The 15,423-nt window shown below is 56.8% G+C and carries 14 protein-coding genes and 1 tRNA gene; 2 read left to right on the top strand and 13 right to left on the bottom strand.

Features of this window, described 5'->3' with window-relative positions; genetic code table 11:
• Window positions 1–74: 74 nt before the first annotated feature.
• From ACLQ3M_RS08205 to ACLQ3M_RS08170, 8 genes are all read right to left on the bottom strand, one after another.
• Window positions 75–159, bottom strand: a tRNA-Leu gene (locus ACLQ3M_RS08205).
• 63 nt (window positions 160–222) lie between these two features.
• The gene (locus ACLQ3M_RS08200) at window positions 223–1,491 is read right to left on the bottom strand and encodes an aminotransferase class I/II-fold pyridoxal phosphate-dependent enzyme (RefSeq protein WP_411677213.1); all 1,269 of its coding nucleotides are present in this window, start codon (window positions 1,489–1,491) and stop codon (window positions 223–225) included.
• A 50-nt stretch (window positions 1,492–1,541) separates the two neighbouring features.
• A complete protein-coding gene (locus tag ACLQ3M_RS08195) occupies window positions 1,542–1,730 on the bottom strand; it encodes a DUF6440 family protein (protein ID WP_411677212.1) in 189 nt (62 codons plus the stop codon).
• A gap of 9 nt (window positions 1,731–1,739) precedes the next feature.
• Entirely contained in the window at window positions 1,740–2,471 is a 732-nt protein-coding gene (locus tag ACLQ3M_RS08190) for a GNAT family N-acetyltransferase (RefSeq protein WP_411677211.1), read from the bottom strand.
• Complete coding sequence (locus tag ACLQ3M_RS08185) at window positions 2,468–3,499, bottom strand: M42 family metallopeptidase (protein ID WP_411677210.1); 1,032 nt, start codon at window positions 3,497–3,499, stop codon at window positions 2,468–2,470. Before ACLQ3M_RS08185 ends, ACLQ3M_RS08190 begins: the two co-directional genes overlap by 4 nt.
• The gene (locus ACLQ3M_RS08180; RefSeq protein ID WP_411677209.1) at window positions 3,499–4,515 is read right to left on the bottom strand and encodes a M42 family metallopeptidase; all 1,017 of its coding nucleotides are present in this window, start codon (window positions 4,513–4,515) and stop codon (window positions 3,499–3,501) included. Before ACLQ3M_RS08180 ends, ACLQ3M_RS08185 begins: the two co-directional genes overlap by 1 nt.
• Window positions 4,516–4,540: 25 nt before the next feature.
• Window positions 4,541–5,929 carry a UDP-N-acetylmuramoyl-L-alanine--D-glutamate ligase gene (murD, locus tag ACLQ3M_RS08175; protein ID WP_411677208.1) on the bottom strand — a complete coding sequence of 463 codons (1,389 nt, stop codon included), beginning with the start codon at window positions 5,927–5,929 and terminating at the stop codon, window positions 4,541–4,543.
• Between the two features lie 226 nt (window positions 5,930–6,155).
• Entirely contained in the window at window positions 6,156–7,010 is an 855-nt protein-coding gene (locus ACLQ3M_RS08170; protein ID WP_411677207.1) for an EAL domain-containing protein, read from the bottom strand.
• A gap of 579 nt (window positions 7,011–7,589) precedes the next feature.
• Here ACLQ3M_RS08170 and ACLQ3M_RS08165 point away from each other — a divergent pair.
• Both ACLQ3M_RS08165 and ACLQ3M_RS08160 read left to right on the top strand, forming a co-directional pair.
• Entirely contained in the window at window positions 7,590–8,864 is a 1,275-nt protein-coding gene (locus tag ACLQ3M_RS08165) for a PepSY1/2 domain-containing protein (RefSeq protein WP_411677206.1), read from the top strand.
• 440 nt (window positions 8,865–9,304) lie between these two features.
• Window positions 9,305–9,847: a hypothetical protein gene (locus ACLQ3M_RS08160; RefSeq protein WP_411677205.1), complete on the top strand. Its 543-nt coding sequence runs from the start codon at window positions 9,305–9,307 to the stop codon at window positions 9,845–9,847.
• A 155-nt stretch (window positions 9,848–10,002) separates the two neighbouring features.
• Here ACLQ3M_RS08160 and argF read toward each other — a convergent pair whose 3' ends face one another.
• The 5 genes from argF to ACLQ3M_RS08135 form a co-directional block, all read right to left on the bottom strand.
• The gene (gene argF, locus ACLQ3M_RS08155) at window positions 10,003–10,905 is read right to left on the bottom strand and encodes an ornithine carbamoyltransferase (protein WP_411677204.1); all 903 of its coding nucleotides are present in this window, start codon (window positions 10,903–10,905) and stop codon (window positions 10,003–10,005) included.
• 22 nt (window positions 10,906–10,927) lie between these two features.
• Entirely contained in the window at window positions 10,928–12,109 is a 1,182-nt protein-coding gene (locus ACLQ3M_RS08150) for an aspartate aminotransferase family protein (protein ID WP_411677203.1), read from the bottom strand.
• A 17-nt stretch (window positions 12,110–12,126) separates the two neighbouring features.
• Window positions 12,127–12,984 carry an acetylglutamate kinase gene (gene argB, locus ACLQ3M_RS08145; RefSeq protein WP_411677202.1) on the bottom strand — a complete coding sequence of 286 codons (858 nt, stop codon included), beginning with the start codon at window positions 12,982–12,984 and terminating at the stop codon, window positions 12,127–12,129.
• A 201-nt stretch (window positions 12,985–13,185) separates the two neighbouring features.
• Window positions 13,186–14,409 (bottom strand): bifunctional glutamate N-acetyltransferase/amino-acid acetyltransferase ArgJ, encoded by a 1,224-nt coding sequence (gene argJ, locus ACLQ3M_RS08140; RefSeq protein WP_411677201.1) that lies wholly within the window; start codon window positions 14,407–14,409, stop codon window positions 13,186–13,188.
• Between the two features lie 87 nt (window positions 14,410–14,496).
• Complete coding sequence (locus ACLQ3M_RS08135) at window positions 14,497–14,769, bottom strand: hypothetical protein (protein ID WP_411677200.1); 273 nt, start codon at window positions 14,767–14,769, stop codon at window positions 14,497–14,499.
• Window positions 14,770–15,423: the final 654 nt, after the last annotated feature.

The following is a 15,423-nucleotide window of genomic DNA, read 5'->3' as shown; positions in this document are numbered from 1 at the left end:
AAAAACTCTTTTAAAAACGTAAAAAACAAAAACATTTGCATAAAAAATGGGCAAGTCCTATAAGGACTTGCCCATGGTGCGGGTGACAGGACTTGAACCTGCACATCTTGCGACACAAGAACCTAAATCTTGCGTGTCTGCCAATTCCACCACACCCGCATCCTGCCCGGCACATTTACCGGGCTATCGTATTATAGCAGAGATTTGGAGTTTTGGCAATCTCTATTCCTTTAAAACGCCCTGCTCCAGCATCGACTGGGCTGCCAGCATCGCCCCTAGGCGCCCGCTGTGGTAATTCAAACCGCCCTGCATCCACGCCGCATAGGGCTCGCGCAGCGGAGCGTCGGCGGAAAGCTCGATCGAAGCCCCCAGCGTAAACGCGCCGGCGGCCATAATTACCTTGCAGTCGTAACCGGGCATATCCCACGGCTCCGGCACAACAAACGAGTCGACCGGCGCGCCTTTCTGCACTCCCCGGCAAAACGCCACCAGCGCCGTTTCGTTTTCAAGCAGCAGCGTCTGGATAATATCCGCGCGCGGTTCATCATAATTCGGAGAAACCTTGTACCCCAGCTGACGGAACAGCGCCGCGGTGAATACCGCCGTCTTGAGCGCTTCCCCTGTCACGTGCGGCGCGTGAAACGCGCCCATAAACAGCTCGCGGTTGTTGCCCAGCGTCGCGCCGATTTCACGCCCCGTGCCCGGCGTCGTCAGGCGATAGGCACACATTTCCACAAGCTCCTTTTTCCCGGCGATGTATCCGCCGGTCGGCGCGACGCCGCCGCCCGGATTCTTGATGAGCGAACCCGCCATCAGGTCCGCCCCGCGCGAAACCGGCTCCGTCCGCTGCACAAATTCGCCGTAGCAGTTGTCGACCATCACGATGCAGTCCGGCGCCTTCCGCTTGACAGTCCTTGCGATTTTCTCGATCTCTTCCACAAAAAGCGACGGCCGCAGGCTGTACCCGCGCGAGCGCTGCAGATAGACCATCCGCAGCCCCGGCTGTACCCGGCGCTCGATTTCTTCGTAGTCCGGCTTTCCCGAAGGAGTCATATCAACCTGCTCATAGCGGATTCCGAACTCTTTAAGCGACCCGATTCCGTTACCCGTCAGGCCAATCACGGATCGGAGCGTGTCGTACGGAATTCCCGTCACGCTCAGCATGGTGTCGCCGGGGCGCAGAACCCCGAACAAAGCGACCGTAAGGGCATGGGTTCCGCTGACAAAGTTGTGCCGCACCAGCGCGTCCTCCGCCCCCATCGCGTCCGCAAACACACGGTCAAGCGCGTCGCGGCCCCGGTCGCCGTAGCCGTATCCGGTGGAAGCCGCAAAATGGCTTTCGCTCACGCCGTTTTTGATAAACGCCGCCAGCATCTTCTGCTGATTATACTCTGTGTTTTTTTCAACGGCTTCCATCTGCGGGCGAACCATGTCTTCCGCGCGCTCCGCCGCGTCCAGAATTTTCTGTTCAATTTTAAAAAAAGGATACAAACGATCGACTCCTATTCCTGTTCAAACGGATTCTGATGTATTTTCGGCCGTCAGCGAACGCCCTCTCCGCCCGCGGACGACAGAACCGGCTTCCCCTCGCGGTCCAGAAGCGGCGTCAGGCCGCCGGCGTAGCCCGACTGCATTGCCAGATACTGCACGCCGGTTTCCGTATCGACAAGTATTTTCACAACGTCCAGCGTTCCCTGAGAATAGACCACTTCAAAGCGTTTCTCTTTCATTTTGTCCTCCTAAAACCGGATTTGAGCCCATCTGCCGTCCGGTACAAAGCCCATGGAACGGTAAAACTCTTCATTCTCGCCGTCCGCCCGCAGGAGATAGACCGCCTCGCGGTTCAGCAGCGCCGTCAGCGCGGCGACCGCACAGCGTCCCAGTCCTTTGCGGCGAAACTCCGGCAGCACGGCCACGGCGGACAGGACCGCGGCATGCTCCGTCATGGAGGAGCACAGGGCGCACGCCGCCAGCTTCCCTTCGGTATGAATTCCGACGGATTCCGCCGCCCCATGCCGCGTCCGGTAGGACATATCCATGTAAAACGATTCGAATTCCGGAGGAACAAACGTCTCGCTTTTCGCCTCGCACAGCAGAGCGTAGATTTCGCGCAGGCCGGGGTTTTGTTCCACGTCCGCGTGGAACGGACTTTCCGCCGCACCGCTCAGACGCATGATTTCGCCGCGGCCGGAGACGGGCAGCCCCAGGTGCCCGGCGGCTTCTTCCGGGCAGGAGACGGTTTTTGCATCCAGCATGCGCAGAAACCCGGCCAACTCCTCCCAGTCGGCTTCACGGCTTTCCAAAACAACCGCGTCGTCCAGCTTTGCCAGCGAAGAGCCGCCGTCCTGAACCCAGAACTGGGCGAACGGCTCCCCCGCGCCGTAAACCTGAGCCATCGAGCGGATTCTGACGCCGAACGGGTTGTCCTCAGAAGCGATGATGTCATTTTTAGATTCTATGAGTTTTATCATACTGAGTCTGTTTCAGCGATCCTTTCAGCCAGAACGGCAAGCAGTTTTTTCGCCTCGGCATAGTCATCCTGAGAGATGACCCCGACCGGGGAATGCAGGTACCGGCACGGCAGCGAGACCGCAGTCGTGCGGACGCCGGAACGCGAGGAAAAAATCGCGCCCGCGTTGTTGCCCCCGGCAACGGTGCGCTTGGGCTGGCACTTGATTTTCGCGCTTTTCGCCGCTTCAAAAGCCAGATTGTAATAATCCCGGTCGTACACGGTCCGCCGGTCCATAAACGAAAGCACCGGGCCTTCGCCCACGCGGCATACGTCTTTCTCGCGGTCAACACCCGCCACATCGGCCGCCGTGGTGCATTCCACGGCAATGGCCGCCTGCGGGTTCACCGCGAACGCGGCTGTTTTCGCACCGTTCAGGCCCACTTCCTCCTGAACGGAAAACACGAACGTCGTGTCGTACGTAAGGCCGTCCTTCATCAACTCGATCAGCAGCGCGCAGCCGGCACGGTCGTCCAGCGCCTTGCTTTTCACCATGCCGTGCGACAGGTCGAACACCGAGTCAAACACAACCGCGTCGCCGGGGCGGACGCATTGTTCCGCTTCGGCGCGGCTGCCCGCGCCGATGTCGAGATACAAATCCTTCATCGGGACGCTTTTCCCTTTTTCGTCCTCTTCCAGAAGATGAATCGGCTTCGCGCCGACCACTCCCGGGATTTTTTCCTCAATCCAGACGGTCTTGCCCGGCAGGACGCGACGGTCGATTCCGCCGATCGATGCAAACTTCAGCAGTCCGCCGTCCGTGATATCCGTGACGATCAGCCCGACCTCATCCATATGCGCGTCAAGCATCAGGCTGGTTTTCGGCCGTTTGAATCCTTTTTTCACCGCGATGATGTTCCCGAGCGGCGTCAGCTCCACCGAATCGGCAACGGGTTCGATTTCCCGTAAAATGATTTTCCTCACCGCGTCTTCGCGCCCGGAAATTCCGTGCGCCCCGCAAAGCTCGCGAAGCAGTTCAAACCGGCCCATCAGCCCACCTCCCGCAGATACGCGGCGATCAGCTGCGCCGTGTTTTCAATGTCTTTGAGGTCGATGACCTCCGCCGGGGTGTGCATGTACCGCAGCGGCACCGAAATGAGCGCGGTCGGCACGCCGGACCCCGTCGTCGCGATTTCGTCGGAATTGGTGCCGGTTCCGCCGCCCATGATTTCACGCGTCCACGGTATCTTTTTCTCTTCCGCAAGCCCGATCAGCCTGTCCGTCATGCTTCTGCTGAGCACCGGCGCGATTCCGATCATCGGACCGCCGCCGAGCGAACCGAGGTTCACGTCCGGAACCCCGGGCTGTTTGGCAAAGCTGACGTCAACCGCGACGGCCTGCGTCGGCTGCGCCGCAAACGCCCCCGTTTTCGCGCCCGCGCCTCCGGTTTCCTCCTGCGCGCTGAACAGAACCGTCACTTTGCAGTTCAGCTTTTCCTGTTTCAAAATCTGCGCGCAGCGGCAGAAGACCGCAACGCCCGCGCGGTTGTCCAGCCCCGCCGCGGAAACGCGCGTCCCCAGCAGGCGCTTCGGATTCGTGCGAAACAAAACGCGGTCGCCGGGATGCACCAGCTTTTCCGCCTCGTCGTGCGAAAGGCCGACGTCCACCGCCATTTTATCAACCGGCTCGACCTTGTCCTCTCCGCCCTCCTGTAAATGCGGGGGCGTGCAGCAGACGACGCCGCAGAGCGTTTCCACGCCGTAAACCGTGACCGCCCCGCCGGGCAGCACGCGCGCGTCGGTCCCGCCGCAGCGCCCAACCTTCAAAAACCCGTTTTCGTCAATTCCGGTGACGATCAGTCCGATTTGATCCAGATGCGCGTCGAGGAGGACATGCTCCCGCGCATTCGGATTGCCAAACTCCGCCGTCAGATTTCCCATCCGGTCCGTTTGCACCTTTGCCAGACCGGAGAGCTCCGCCGCCGCGGCCTCAGCCGCGGGCGACTCCCCGCCCGGGGTGCCCGGGGCGGTACAAAGGCGGAAGATAAGCTGTTCCAATTCCTCCAAAAAAATTCCCTCCTGTTTTTAATTCCTATTTCAGCGCGCCGACAATTTCGCGGAAGCGTTCTCCGCGCGTTTCATAATTCGGGAACATGCCGAAGCTGGCGCAGGCCGGGGAAAGGGAAACGACGTCTCCGCTCACGGCCTCCCCGCGGCAGAGGTCCACCGCTTCCTCCAGTGACTGCGCGCGGAAAATCTTCAGATTTTCCGGTTTGTAATTCGGCGAAGAGACAACCGACTGTTCAATTTTGTCCGCCGTCTGGCCGATGAGCACCAGCGTTTTGACCTTGTCCGCGATGACGGGCCCCAGCGGGTCGAACGGAATATTCTTGTCGTAGCCTCCGGCGATGAGCAGAATACGCTTGTCGAACAGCGAAAGCGCCCCGCTGATCGTGCGGCTCGGCGTCGTGCCGATGGAATCGTTAAAGTACTGCACTCCCTCGAATTCCCGCACCAGCTCGTTGCGGTGTTCGACCCCGGCAAAGCTTTTCGCGACCCCGACGATATCGTCGATTTTCGCGTATCCCCAGACGGCGCAGATCGCGGCCAGGTAATTTTCAATGTTATGTTTTCCCGGAATGCGGATATCGGAAGCGTGCATGACGCGCGTTTTGTCCGGGCCGCTGACAAAATAAATCTGCCCGTTTTTGTCCATATAAGCGCCGTGCTCCACCGGATGCCTGCGGCTGAACAGCAGGCACTGCCCGCGCACATCCCGCGCGAAAGAGGCGGTCACCTCATTGTCCGCGTTCAAAACCGCGCGCCCGAACGCATTCTGATGCAGAATGATGTTCCTTTTGGCGTCGATATACTCCTGCATATCCTTGTGCACGTCAAGATGATTCGGCGTCACGTTCGTTACGACCGCCACATCCGGGCTGCGCCGCATCGAAATCAGCTGGAAGCTGGAAAGCTCCGCGACCGCGGCGTCCTCCGGGCCGACCTGCTCCACACGGGGCAGCAGCGGTTCGCCGATATTTCCGCCGAGGTGAACTTTTTTTCCGGCGCTTTCCAGAATTTTTGAAATCACGGTCGTCGTCGTGGTCTTGCCGTCGCTGCCGGTCACGGCAAAAATCCTGCACGGACAGGTTTCAAAAAACATCTCCATTTCGGAGGTAACGACCGCTCCCCGCGCGCGGGCCGCGTCCAGCTCCGGAAGAGTATAGCGCATCGCGGGCGTGCGGAAAATAATTTCCTCGTCAAGATTCTTGAGGTAGTCCTCGCCGCACCGCAGTTTCACCCCCGCGCTTTTCAGCTGTTCGGCGGATTCCCCCAGCTTTTCCTCCGGCCGCTTGTCGCGCGCCGTGACGGCGGCGCCCTTTTTCGCGAACGAAACCGCCAGCGGAAGGTTGCTGCCCCCGATTCCGCAGAGCGCGACGCTCTTCCCCTTTATCATCTGATAAAATTTCTGAATATCCATTTTTATGATTCCTCTTCTTCCGTGTATTGGGTCTTGTAATTGTCCTTATTATACTTGCAGATGTTGGAAATATCAAGGGAAAACGGGCGACGGCGGGGAAAAGCCGGCGGTTTTTCCCCGCCGCGTTCCACCCTCGGGAATCGGGCTGCCGAAGCGCCCCGCCCCGGGCGCAAATCATAAAGAAAGCCGTCCCCTGTGACAGGAACGGCCCGTTTTTCATTGATTTTCAGTAAGACACGGCGCATCGGCCGAAATAATCCGCGGCGCGGCTGACCGGCATCGGCTTCGCATAGCGGAAGCCCTGAATCTTGTCGCAGCCGCACTGGCGGGCAAACCGGTCGTGCTCCTCGGTCTCCACGCCCTCCGCGGTCACGATGAGATTGATGTTGCGGAACGTGTGGGTCAGTTCGCGAATCATGATATTGCAGCGACGGTTTTTCATCGAGTCCCAGATCAGGCTCTTGTCGATCTTGACCACGTCGAACGGCAGGTCGATCACGTTTGTAATATTGGAATACCCCGTGCCGAAATCGTCCAGCGCAAACTGGATGCCGGAGCGGCTCAGCTCGCGGATCTTATTGGCAATCAGCGTATAATTGCTGATGAGAATGCTTTCCGTGACTTCAAACAGAATGCGGTTCGGTGAAATACCGCCGGCACGGATGATTTCTTTCAGGCGCGAAACCGCGTCCTCCCCCATCAGCTGCACGACGGACAAATTGACGGAAACGGTGTCGATATTGATCCTGCAGGACAAAAGATAGCGGATGTATTTACACACGCGCTCCAGAACCATGCAGCCGATTTCTATGATCTGCCCGGTTTCCTCGGCAACCGGGATAAACCGGTCGGGGGGAATATAGACTCCGTCCGGCCCCTTCAGCCTTAAAAGCGCCTCCGCCTCCGTAAAACTTCCGTCGCAGATACTGTACAGAGGCTGATAGTATATTTCAAAAAGGTCCTTTTCGATCGCAATGTTCAGCCATTCCTCCATCCGGCGCTGTTCTTCGCGGTCATAGCCCGTCCAAAAAGCGGACCCGGACCGGCCGGACCGCGACTGACTTTCTTCTGAATTCGGCATCAGAATCACTTCCCAATGATTTTTTCCGGGCCTTGTTCCAATGAAAATCGACGAAGTTTCCGACGCAAAACATCTGCGTGCCTAAAGCGCGGCACGGTTTCAGGTGCCTGTTCCGCGCCGCTGGATTTTTGAATTAAGATTGCCCAAACACCCCGTTTGCCCCTGCGTTTATAACACCGGATGCGGTTCCGCCGAAATGCCGCGGTTTTGGCTCATGATTCCGCTCTTTCGCTTCCTTTGTGCGGTGAAACCGCCGAAATCCGCCGAAAATGAAACTTTTCCACGAATTCGTCCATATGCTTCCAAAGGGGACGGTCATCCTGTATAAAACGCCACCCTAATCCCTGTGATTTTTATCATAATTAACAATACTATTATAATCCAGCACTCTTGGAATGTACAGTGCTGAAAACAAAAATTTTCATATTCAGAAACAATTACAAGGATTTTGAAATGAGTCTGACCGAAATTATCGGATTTGACGAAAGCCCGTTCCACGCCCTAAAGTTTCACCGTCCGGTTATAAAATACGTATATTTAAGGGCTTTCGGTCTGAAAATATGATTCAGGGGTGAAATTATGAAAAAAAGACGGATTGCTACGCTGGCCATTGTCCTGACGATCATTCTTTCCCTGGGTGGAGCTACGGTTTACGGATATTCCCAGGCGGAGCGTTACAAAAGGAATTTGCAGTACGGATATACGCGTTCGCTCAGCGATCTGCGCGACTGTGTTGACAATATTCAGATTACTTTGAACAAAGCGGTGTATGCGAACACGGCCACGGAGCAGAACGGCCTCGCGGCAAAGCTGATGAGGGAATCCAGCATGGCGAAAGCGGCGATCTCCGTGCTTCCGCTGACGGAAAATTCCGTTGACAACGTGAGCAAGTTTATCACCCAGGTCGGCGATTTTTCCATGAGCCTTTCCAGGAAAATATCGGAAGGGGAACCCATCAGCGATACCGAATACAAGTCCATGCATAATCTGGAGTCCTACGCGAAAAAGCTCCAGAAAGATCTTCAGGACGTTGACCCGGATTTCAGTTCCGCGGACTTCAACGATTCCCTGAAAAACACGGAGCAGGATTTTTCGAATTTCCCGTCCATGATTTACGACGGCCCGTTTTCCGACCATATCGGCCAGATGAAGCCGAAGATGACCGAGGGAAAGAAAGCCCTCGCACAGGGCAACGCGCAGAATCTCGCGGCGGATTTTATGGGTCTGAAGCAGGCGGAGCTGACCCATACGCAGGATACGGACGGAAATATGCCGACCTATAACTTTACGGCGAAGGACGGAACAATCCGCATCTCTGTGACCAAGGCGGGCGGCTATATTTCCGAAATGGCGAACACCCGCTCGGTCGGGGCAAAAAAGCTCGACTACAAGGCGGCATCCGCAAAAGCCCGCGCCTTTCTGGACGGCAGAGGCATCCAGAACATGAAGGAAACTTATTATGTCATGAACGACGGCATCTGCATGATCAACTACGCCTATCTGCAGGACGGCATTCTGTGCTACCCGGACCTGATCAAGGTGGGCGTCGCGCTGGATAACGGAGAGATTGTCCGCTTTCAGTCCACCGGGTATCTGATGAACCATAAGAGCCGGACGCTGAACGCCTCGCTCTCTTCCGCGGACGCGCAGAAAAAGGTCAGCTCGAGCCTGAAGGTCAAGCTGAGCCGGCTCGCGCTGATTCCGACCCCCGGCCTGAACGAAGTGCTGTGCTGGGAATTTCAGTGCACGGGCAACAACGGCGACCGCGTTCTGGTTTATATCAGCGCCAAGACGGGCTACGAGGAGGACATTCTGATTCTGGAATCCTCCGACAACGGAGTCCTTGCCCGCTGACGATTTCATCCGGAGCTTAATCCGGGTTAATTTCGGTTAGACAATGAGAAATTTCGGGAATGGGTACTGCCTTTCGGCTGAATTAGTGTGAGGAACTAATTCTAGCCGATGCGCTCATTCCCGTCTCTTTTTTTCTTTATATATGTATTGTAGCCCTAGGAAATATTTGAAAATAATTTTGACAAATAATAATTATAATTTATAATAAAAGCAGAGGTAATTCCTATATCTCGCCATCATCGAAGAATGGCATTTGAAAAAACGGGTCAATTCCATTTGGAACAGACTCAGATTCCTCAGGGAAATTACCGGATTCTATTTCACGTTCCTATTTTAGGATACATAATTCGGACGCTCTCCGGAAGAAATTCCTGACCCACAGGGGCTATTGACTCTTATTGAATGAAATATAAGGAATAAGATGAGAATGGGGGATCGCAGTGAATGTTTTATCTGCCGTCGTCAGTGCTCTGAAAAAACACCGGCTATTTTACTCGGCTGTTTTGACAGGGCTTGTTGCGCTGGTGGCCGGAATCGCGCTCGGTGTCTTTTTGGAGCGGAATGTGGGACTGTCGCTGTCCGATCGTCTCGAACGCGGAATCGGCACGGCGAACGCCAAGATTGTGTCATGCACAAAAACGGGATCGTTGCTTAAACTCACAGTAGACTTCAAAAATGTTTCACCGGGAGAAGAAGTGCCGTCCATGTCTTCATCCGATTCTATGCCGCAAATCTGGGATATCGCAAACTACGGGATAGCCGTGGCATCCGTGCAGGAGGAATTGACCTCCAATTCGCTGGAAAGCGACATTGACCGCGTGGCCATCGTCTGTCAGCATCAGGGGGAAGCTCTGGTTACAATCACGGGTGACCGGGCGCCGAAAAGCGAGGCTCCATTTGGCAATTTCGAAGCACACAATTCCGATGGGTCAACGGTAACTTTCTTTTGGCAGAACGATTCCTCCGCATCATCCGTCCCGTAAGAACGGTCAGGCTGGGCGCGCGCAGATCGTCTCGTTCCGGAAATCCGGCGGAGGCCCAAAGCATCCTTGCACCGCCCCCCCCAACACACAGCGTTTCTAAAACGGCACGCAGTTCAGGGTCACCCCAAGCTGCGTGCCGATTCTGTTTCCGTGAATTACCCAAGAAGTTTGACCAGAACCGCCTTCTGCGCGTGCAGGCGGTTTTCCGCCTCGTCAAAAATCTCTTTGGAGTGGCTTTCAAACACTTCCGCAGTGATTTCTTCTCCGCGGTGAGCCGGCAGGCAGTGCTGCACGATCGCGTCCGGTTTCGCGGCTTTCATGACAGCCTCGTTAATCTGGTATCCGGCAAAGTCTTTGCGACGCTGTTCCGCTTCGCCTTCCTCGCCCATGGAGGCCCACACGTCCGTGATGACCACATCCGCGCCGCGGGCGGCTTCCGCCGGGTCCGTCGTCATGCTGAACGCCGGGTGCGTCACGGCAAAATCCAGTACGTCCTGCGCGGGCTTATACCCGGACGGGCAGGCGACGGCGACTTCCATTTTCATTTTCAGAGCGCCGACGATCAGCGAGTTCATCATGTTGTTTCCGTCACCGATGAAGCAGAGCTTGAGCCCTTCCAGCGCGCCCTTGTACTCGCGTACGGTCATCAGGTCCGCCAGCACCTGGCACGGATGGGAATAATCCGTCAGGCCGTTGATGACCGGAATGGTTCCGTTCGCTGCGAGCGCCTCGACCTCCGACTGCTTGAACGTGCGGATCATGATTCCGTTTAGATACCGGGACAGCACGCGGGCGGTGTCCTGAACCGGTTCGCCGCGGCCGATCTGCAGGTCGTCGGAAGAAAGGAAGATCGGCAGGCCGCCGAGCTGATACATGCCGACTTCAAACGAGACGCGGGTGCGGGTGCTGGCCTTTTCAAAAATCATGCCGAGCGTCTTTCCCGCAAGATGCGGGTGCGCGATGCCGTGCTTCTGCTCATATTTCAGTTGGTCCGCCAGGTTGAGGATCTCCGCGATGTCTCCCGCGGTCAGGTCCATCATCTTTAATAAATGGTTCATGTCGGTTCCCTCCTGCCGTAAATTACGGTTCATATGTGTCCAGTACTTCCCGAAGAATCGCGAGTCCTTTGTCCGCTTCGTCCTTGGAGATGACAAGGGGCGGCAGCAGGCGGAGGACGTCCTTCGCGGTCAGAATCAAAAGCCCGTGTTCCGCGCATTTCACCGCGATTTCGCCGACGCTGCCGTGGGCCGGCTTCGCGCCAAGCATCAATCCCATGCCCCGCACGGAGGAAACCCCGTGCATTTCCGCGAGCTTTTCGGCAAAATAATTTCCTTTTTCCCGCACGTCTTTTAAAAATTCAGGTTCGGCCAGGCGCTTCATCACAACCAGCGCGCCCGCGCAGGCAATCGGGTTGCCGCCGAAGGTCGAGCCGTGCGTGCCGGGACCCAAAACATCCGCGAACGGTTCGGCGCACAGGCACGCGCCGAGCGGAAGGCCGGAGGCAAGCCCCTTGGCGCTTGTCACGACGTCCGGCACAACGCCGTAATTCCGGTAGCTGTAAAAGGTTCCCGTGCGGCCGACGCCGGTCTGCACCTCGTCGACCATCATCAGGATTTTCCGCTGTGTGCAGAACGCGCGCAGCTCTTCGACGAACGCTTTGTCCATCGGCACCACGCCGCCCTCGCCCTGAATCAGTTCGAGCATGACGGCGCAGGTTTTTTCCGTCACGGCGTCTTTCACGCTTTGCAGGTTCGGCTCCGCGTAGGAAAAGCCGGTTGTCAGCGGGGCAAAGAACTCGTGGAACTCGTTCTGCCCGGTCGCGGCGAGCGTCGTGACCGTCCTGCCGTGAAAGGAGTTTTTCAGCGTTACGATTTCTGTGCGGCCCGGGCCCAGCCGGTCTGTTCCGTACTTGCGCGCGAGCTTGACCGCGCACTCGTTCGCCTCCGCGCCGGAATTTGCGAAAAACACCTTTGACATTCCGCTGAGCCTGCACAGGTTCTCCGCCGCCGCCGTCTGCACGGGGCTGTAATATAAATTGGAGATGTGCTGCAAAGTCCCCGCCTGCTTTGCGACGGCGGCCGACCATTCCGGGTCGCAGAAGCCGAGCGAATTGACTCCGATTCCGCTGGTAAAGTCAATGTATTGTTTCCCGTTCACATCGGTTGCGGTCGCGCCTTTCCCGGAAACAAGCGCGACTGGAAAACGGGAATAAACGGGCATGATATTCTGCTGTTCCTGCTGTTTTACCGCTTCAAAGGTCATTGTGGAATCCCTCCGTCCTAGTACATCATGGTTCCGATCCCCTCGTCGGAAAACAGTTCAATCAGGATCGAATGGGGAATTCGACCGTCGATGATATGGGCGCGCTCGACTCCTCGTCGCACGGCGTCCACGCAGCAATCGATTTTGGGAATCATTCCGCCGCTGATGATACCCTGATTCCGCAGCTTCGGCACGTCGCTGACATTGACGACGGGAATCAGCGTGGTCTCGTCGTTTTTATCGCAGAGAAGGCCGCGCACGTCGGTCATCAGAATCAGCTTTTCCGCCCGCAGCTCCGCCGCGATCCGGGCCGCCGCGATGTCCGCGTTGATGTTGTAAACCTCTCCGTTCTCGCCGCCCGCGACGGTCGAAATGACCGGGATATACCCGTTTTCCGTCGCGTGATGGATTACCGCCGGGTTGATTTTCGTAATCTCCCCAACATAGCCGAGGTCTTCGCCCCCATCCAGCTTTTTCGCGGTCATCAGCCCGTCGTCCAGCCCGCAAAGCCCGACGGCGCGCCCGCCGTGCCGTTCCAGCAGCTGCACCAGGTCCTTGTTGACCTTGCCGGCCAGCACCATCTGGACGACATCAATGGTTTCACGGTCGGTGTAGCGCAGCCCGCCCACAAAGCGGCTCTCCTTGCCGATTTTCCCGAGCATCGCGCTGATTTCCCTGCCGCCGCCGTGCACCACGACCACGCGGATGCCGATCAGCTGCATCAGCACGATGTCGCTCATGACGGCGTCTTTCAGCTTTTCATCGACCATCGCGCTGCCGCCGTATTTCACCACAATGGTTCTGCCGGCGTGAGTCTGGATGTACGGCAGGGCCTGCACCAGCACCTGAGCCCGGTCCGTGTTTGAGATCTGCATATGCGTTGTCTCCTGTCCCGCGGCGGGTTGCCGCTCCCTTTTGCCCCTCAATTTCACAGGCAGAGTATTTTTCGTTCCGTTTGGCAAAACAGTAATTAGGATCCTCTTTGGAACGTCCATGAGGACGAAACTCAACGGACGCTTGAAGATTTTGAAAGCCATGAACGCCGCAGGAGCGTCCCGACCGGATGGTCCGGCCGGTCAGGTGCGGTAGTCGCCGTTGATTTTTACATAGTCGTAAGTAAGGTCGCAGCCGAACGCCGTCGCCCGCGCGTCCCCGTCGCGGAGTTTTACGAGGATGCTGACCTCGTCCTCCGAAAGAACCTTTTTTGCCAGTTCCTCGCTGAACGGCACCCCCGCGCCGTTCTCGCAAACCGAAAGCCCGCCGGCTTTTGAAGCGAAAGAAACGTCAATTCTGCCAACGTCCGTTTCGGCCCCGCAGTATCCGACGGCGCAGAGGACGCGGCCCCAGTTCGCGTCCGCGCCGAACATCGCGGCTTTCACAAGGCTGGAACAGATGACTCCCTTTGCGGCTTTCTTTGCGTTTTCCTCGTCCTTCGCTCCGGTCACCGTGCAGATGAGCAGGCGGGAGGCTCCTTCCCCGTCCTTTGCCAGCATCCGCGCAAGCGCGGTGCACAGCTCCAGAAGCGCCCCGGCAAAGATTTCGTAATCCTCGCCTTCCGCTTTTGTGAGTTCCGGATTTCCCGCTAAACCGGAGGCCATCACGGCGCAGGTGTCGTTGGTGGAGGTATCCCCGTCGACGCTGACCATGTTAAAGCTTTTGTCCACGGCCGCGCGCAGCGCCGTATCCAGCACCGGGGCGGAGACCGCCGCGTCCGTCGTCACAAAGCAGAGCATGGTTCCCATGTTCGGGTGAATCATGCCGGAGCCCTTCGCAATGCCGCCGATCCTCACGGTTTTCCCGCCGAGCGTGCATTCCACCGCGAGGTTTTTAACGACGGTGTCTGTCGTCATGATTGCTTTCGCCGCTTCGAGCGAGCCGTCCTTCGACAGCAGGGAGACAAGCTGAGAAACGCTGTTTTCAATCGGCTCGATCGGCAGCGGCACGCCGATGACCCCGGTGGAAGCCACGATCACGTCGGTTTCCTTCAGGCTCAGCGCCTTTGCCGCCGCACGGCACATGCGCTCCGCCTTTTCCACCCCGTCCGCGTTGCAGGTATTCGCGTTGCCGCTGTTGACAATCACCGCGCGGGCGGTACCGTCCTTTAAATGTTCTTTCGTCACCAGAATCGGCGCGCCTTTGACCAGATTCTGCGTGTAAACCGCCGCGGCGCTGCACGGCACCGCCGAACAGATCATCGCAAGGTCCGGTTTCGACGTGTTTCTCCGAATGCCGCAGTGCATTCCCCACGCGGTGAACCCCCGCGCGGCGGTCGCGCCGCCCTCCACAAACTGAATCGCCATTTTTTCAGCCTCCCGTGTTGATCCTGCCCGCGCGGGAGGATGTTATCTCCGCCGTTTCAGGAATTAAATTCACGAACCTTTTTTCAATCACTGTTCCTTTGGTGAATCGCTGATAAGATGCCGGGCGTACTCATCATTCTCTTTGTTCACATAGAGATAGTACCTCTTCCGGTAGGCGGGGGCTTCGCCCATGCGCGCCATCGAGTTGATCCTCCGCTCCGAGCCGAACGGGTCCATTTTGATGCGGTCCCTGATTTTGTAATCATACTCGATCCCATTGTGATCCAGAATTCGGCGCAGCCGGTTGAATTCCTCCATGGAATACCCAAGCCAGAGTTCGGTTCTCTTCCAAAACCACATGGTCAACACCCTTTCTCCGTTTTTTCGATTCTACCACAAAACAAGAGTGATTTTCCAATCAGAATAACGCACACAGATGTTGTCCTTCTGGGGCAAGGTGCCCCTTAACCCTAATTGTTTCTGATTTTCTCTCTGTCCTCAGACCGGACGGGGACGCAAAGCGGCTTTCCGCGCCGCAGAGAATAAATAATTTTCAAACTGGGGCAAGGTGCCCCTTAACCCTAATTTTTTCTATTAATTTACACTGTCCTCAGGCCGGACAGGGACGCAAAGCGTCTATCGCGCTACGCGGCCTTGAACATTGGAAACAGAAAGAAATAAATCTCTGTTCTCAACTTAGGAACCCTCAACTGGGGGCTATGAGAAAATAATTGATAGATTGAAAGCAATCTTTTTCAAAGCTGAGTGATATATTTAAGTAAGCTTGAGTCAAGGCAAGCTAATGACTTACAGTTTCCCTCTCAAAAAGCAGTGGCTTTCACTCCGGAGCCCCCGTCGTCAATGAGAAGCAGTAGGCTTTAAGAACATTGCTTTAGCTCTTTGACAGGTGTCGGGGGGCGTCGGGGGGGACGGTTGGAGCCCTCCCTACGGGAGTTTGAAGTCCCCCCCGACCCGTACTTTGCATACTTTCGTACGGGACCGAAAGTATGGGCC

The organism is Caproicibacter sp. (genome assembly GCF_046707225.1).
In the GTDB taxonomy this organism is placed as follows: domain Bacteria; phylum Bacillota; class Clostridia; order Oscillospirales; family Acutalibacteraceae; genus Caproicibacter.
This window is presented reverse-complemented; position numbering and strand designations above follow the sequence as displayed.

What these genes read in the sequence shown, in the direction of transcription:
- ACLQ3M_RS08195 (WP_411677212.1), bottom strand. Translation starts at nt 1,730, where the DNA reads ATGAAAGAGAAACGCTTTGAAGTGGTCTATTCTCAGGGAACGCTGGAC.
- ACLQ3M_RS08190 (WP_411677211.1), bottom strand. Translation starts at nt 2,471, where the DNA reads ATGATAAAACTCATAGAATCTAAAAATGACATCATCGCTTCTGAGGAC.
- ACLQ3M_RS08185 (WP_411677210.1), bottom strand. Translation starts at nt 3,499, where the DNA reads ATGGGCCGGTTTGAACTGCTTCGCGAGCTTTGCGGGGCGCACGGAATT.
- murD (WP_411677208.1), bottom strand. Translation starts at nt 5,929, where the DNA reads ATGGATATTCAGAAATTTTATCAGATGATAAAGGGGAAGAGCGTCGCG.
- ACLQ3M_RS08170 (WP_411677207.1), bottom strand. Translation starts at nt 7,010, where the DNA reads ATGCCGAATTCAGAAGAAAGTCAGTCGCGGTCCGGCCGGTCCGGGTCC.
- ACLQ3M_RS08165 (WP_411677206.1), top strand. Translation starts at nt 7,590, where the DNA reads ATGAAAAAAAGACGGATTGCTACGCTGGCCATTGTCCTGACGATCATT.
- argF (WP_411677204.1), bottom strand. Translation starts at nt 10,905, where the DNA reads ATGAACCATTTATTAAAGATGATGGACCTGACCGCGGGAGACATCGCG.
- ACLQ3M_RS08150 (WP_411677203.1), bottom strand. Translation starts at nt 12,109, where the DNA reads ATGACCTTTGAAGCGGTAAAACAGCAGGAACAGCAGAATATCATGCCC.
- argB (WP_411677202.1), bottom strand. Translation starts at nt 12,984, where the DNA reads ATGCAGATCTCAAACACGGACCGGGCTCAGGTGCTGGTGCAGGCCCTG.
- argJ (WP_411677201.1), bottom strand. Translation starts at nt 14,409, where the DNA reads ATGGCGATTCAGTTTGTGGAGGGCGGCGCGACCGCCGCGCGGGGGTTC.
- ACLQ3M_RS08135 (WP_411677200.1), bottom strand. Translation starts at nt 14,769, where the DNA reads ATGTGGTTTTGGAAGAGAACCGAACTCTGGCTTGGGTATTCCATGGAG.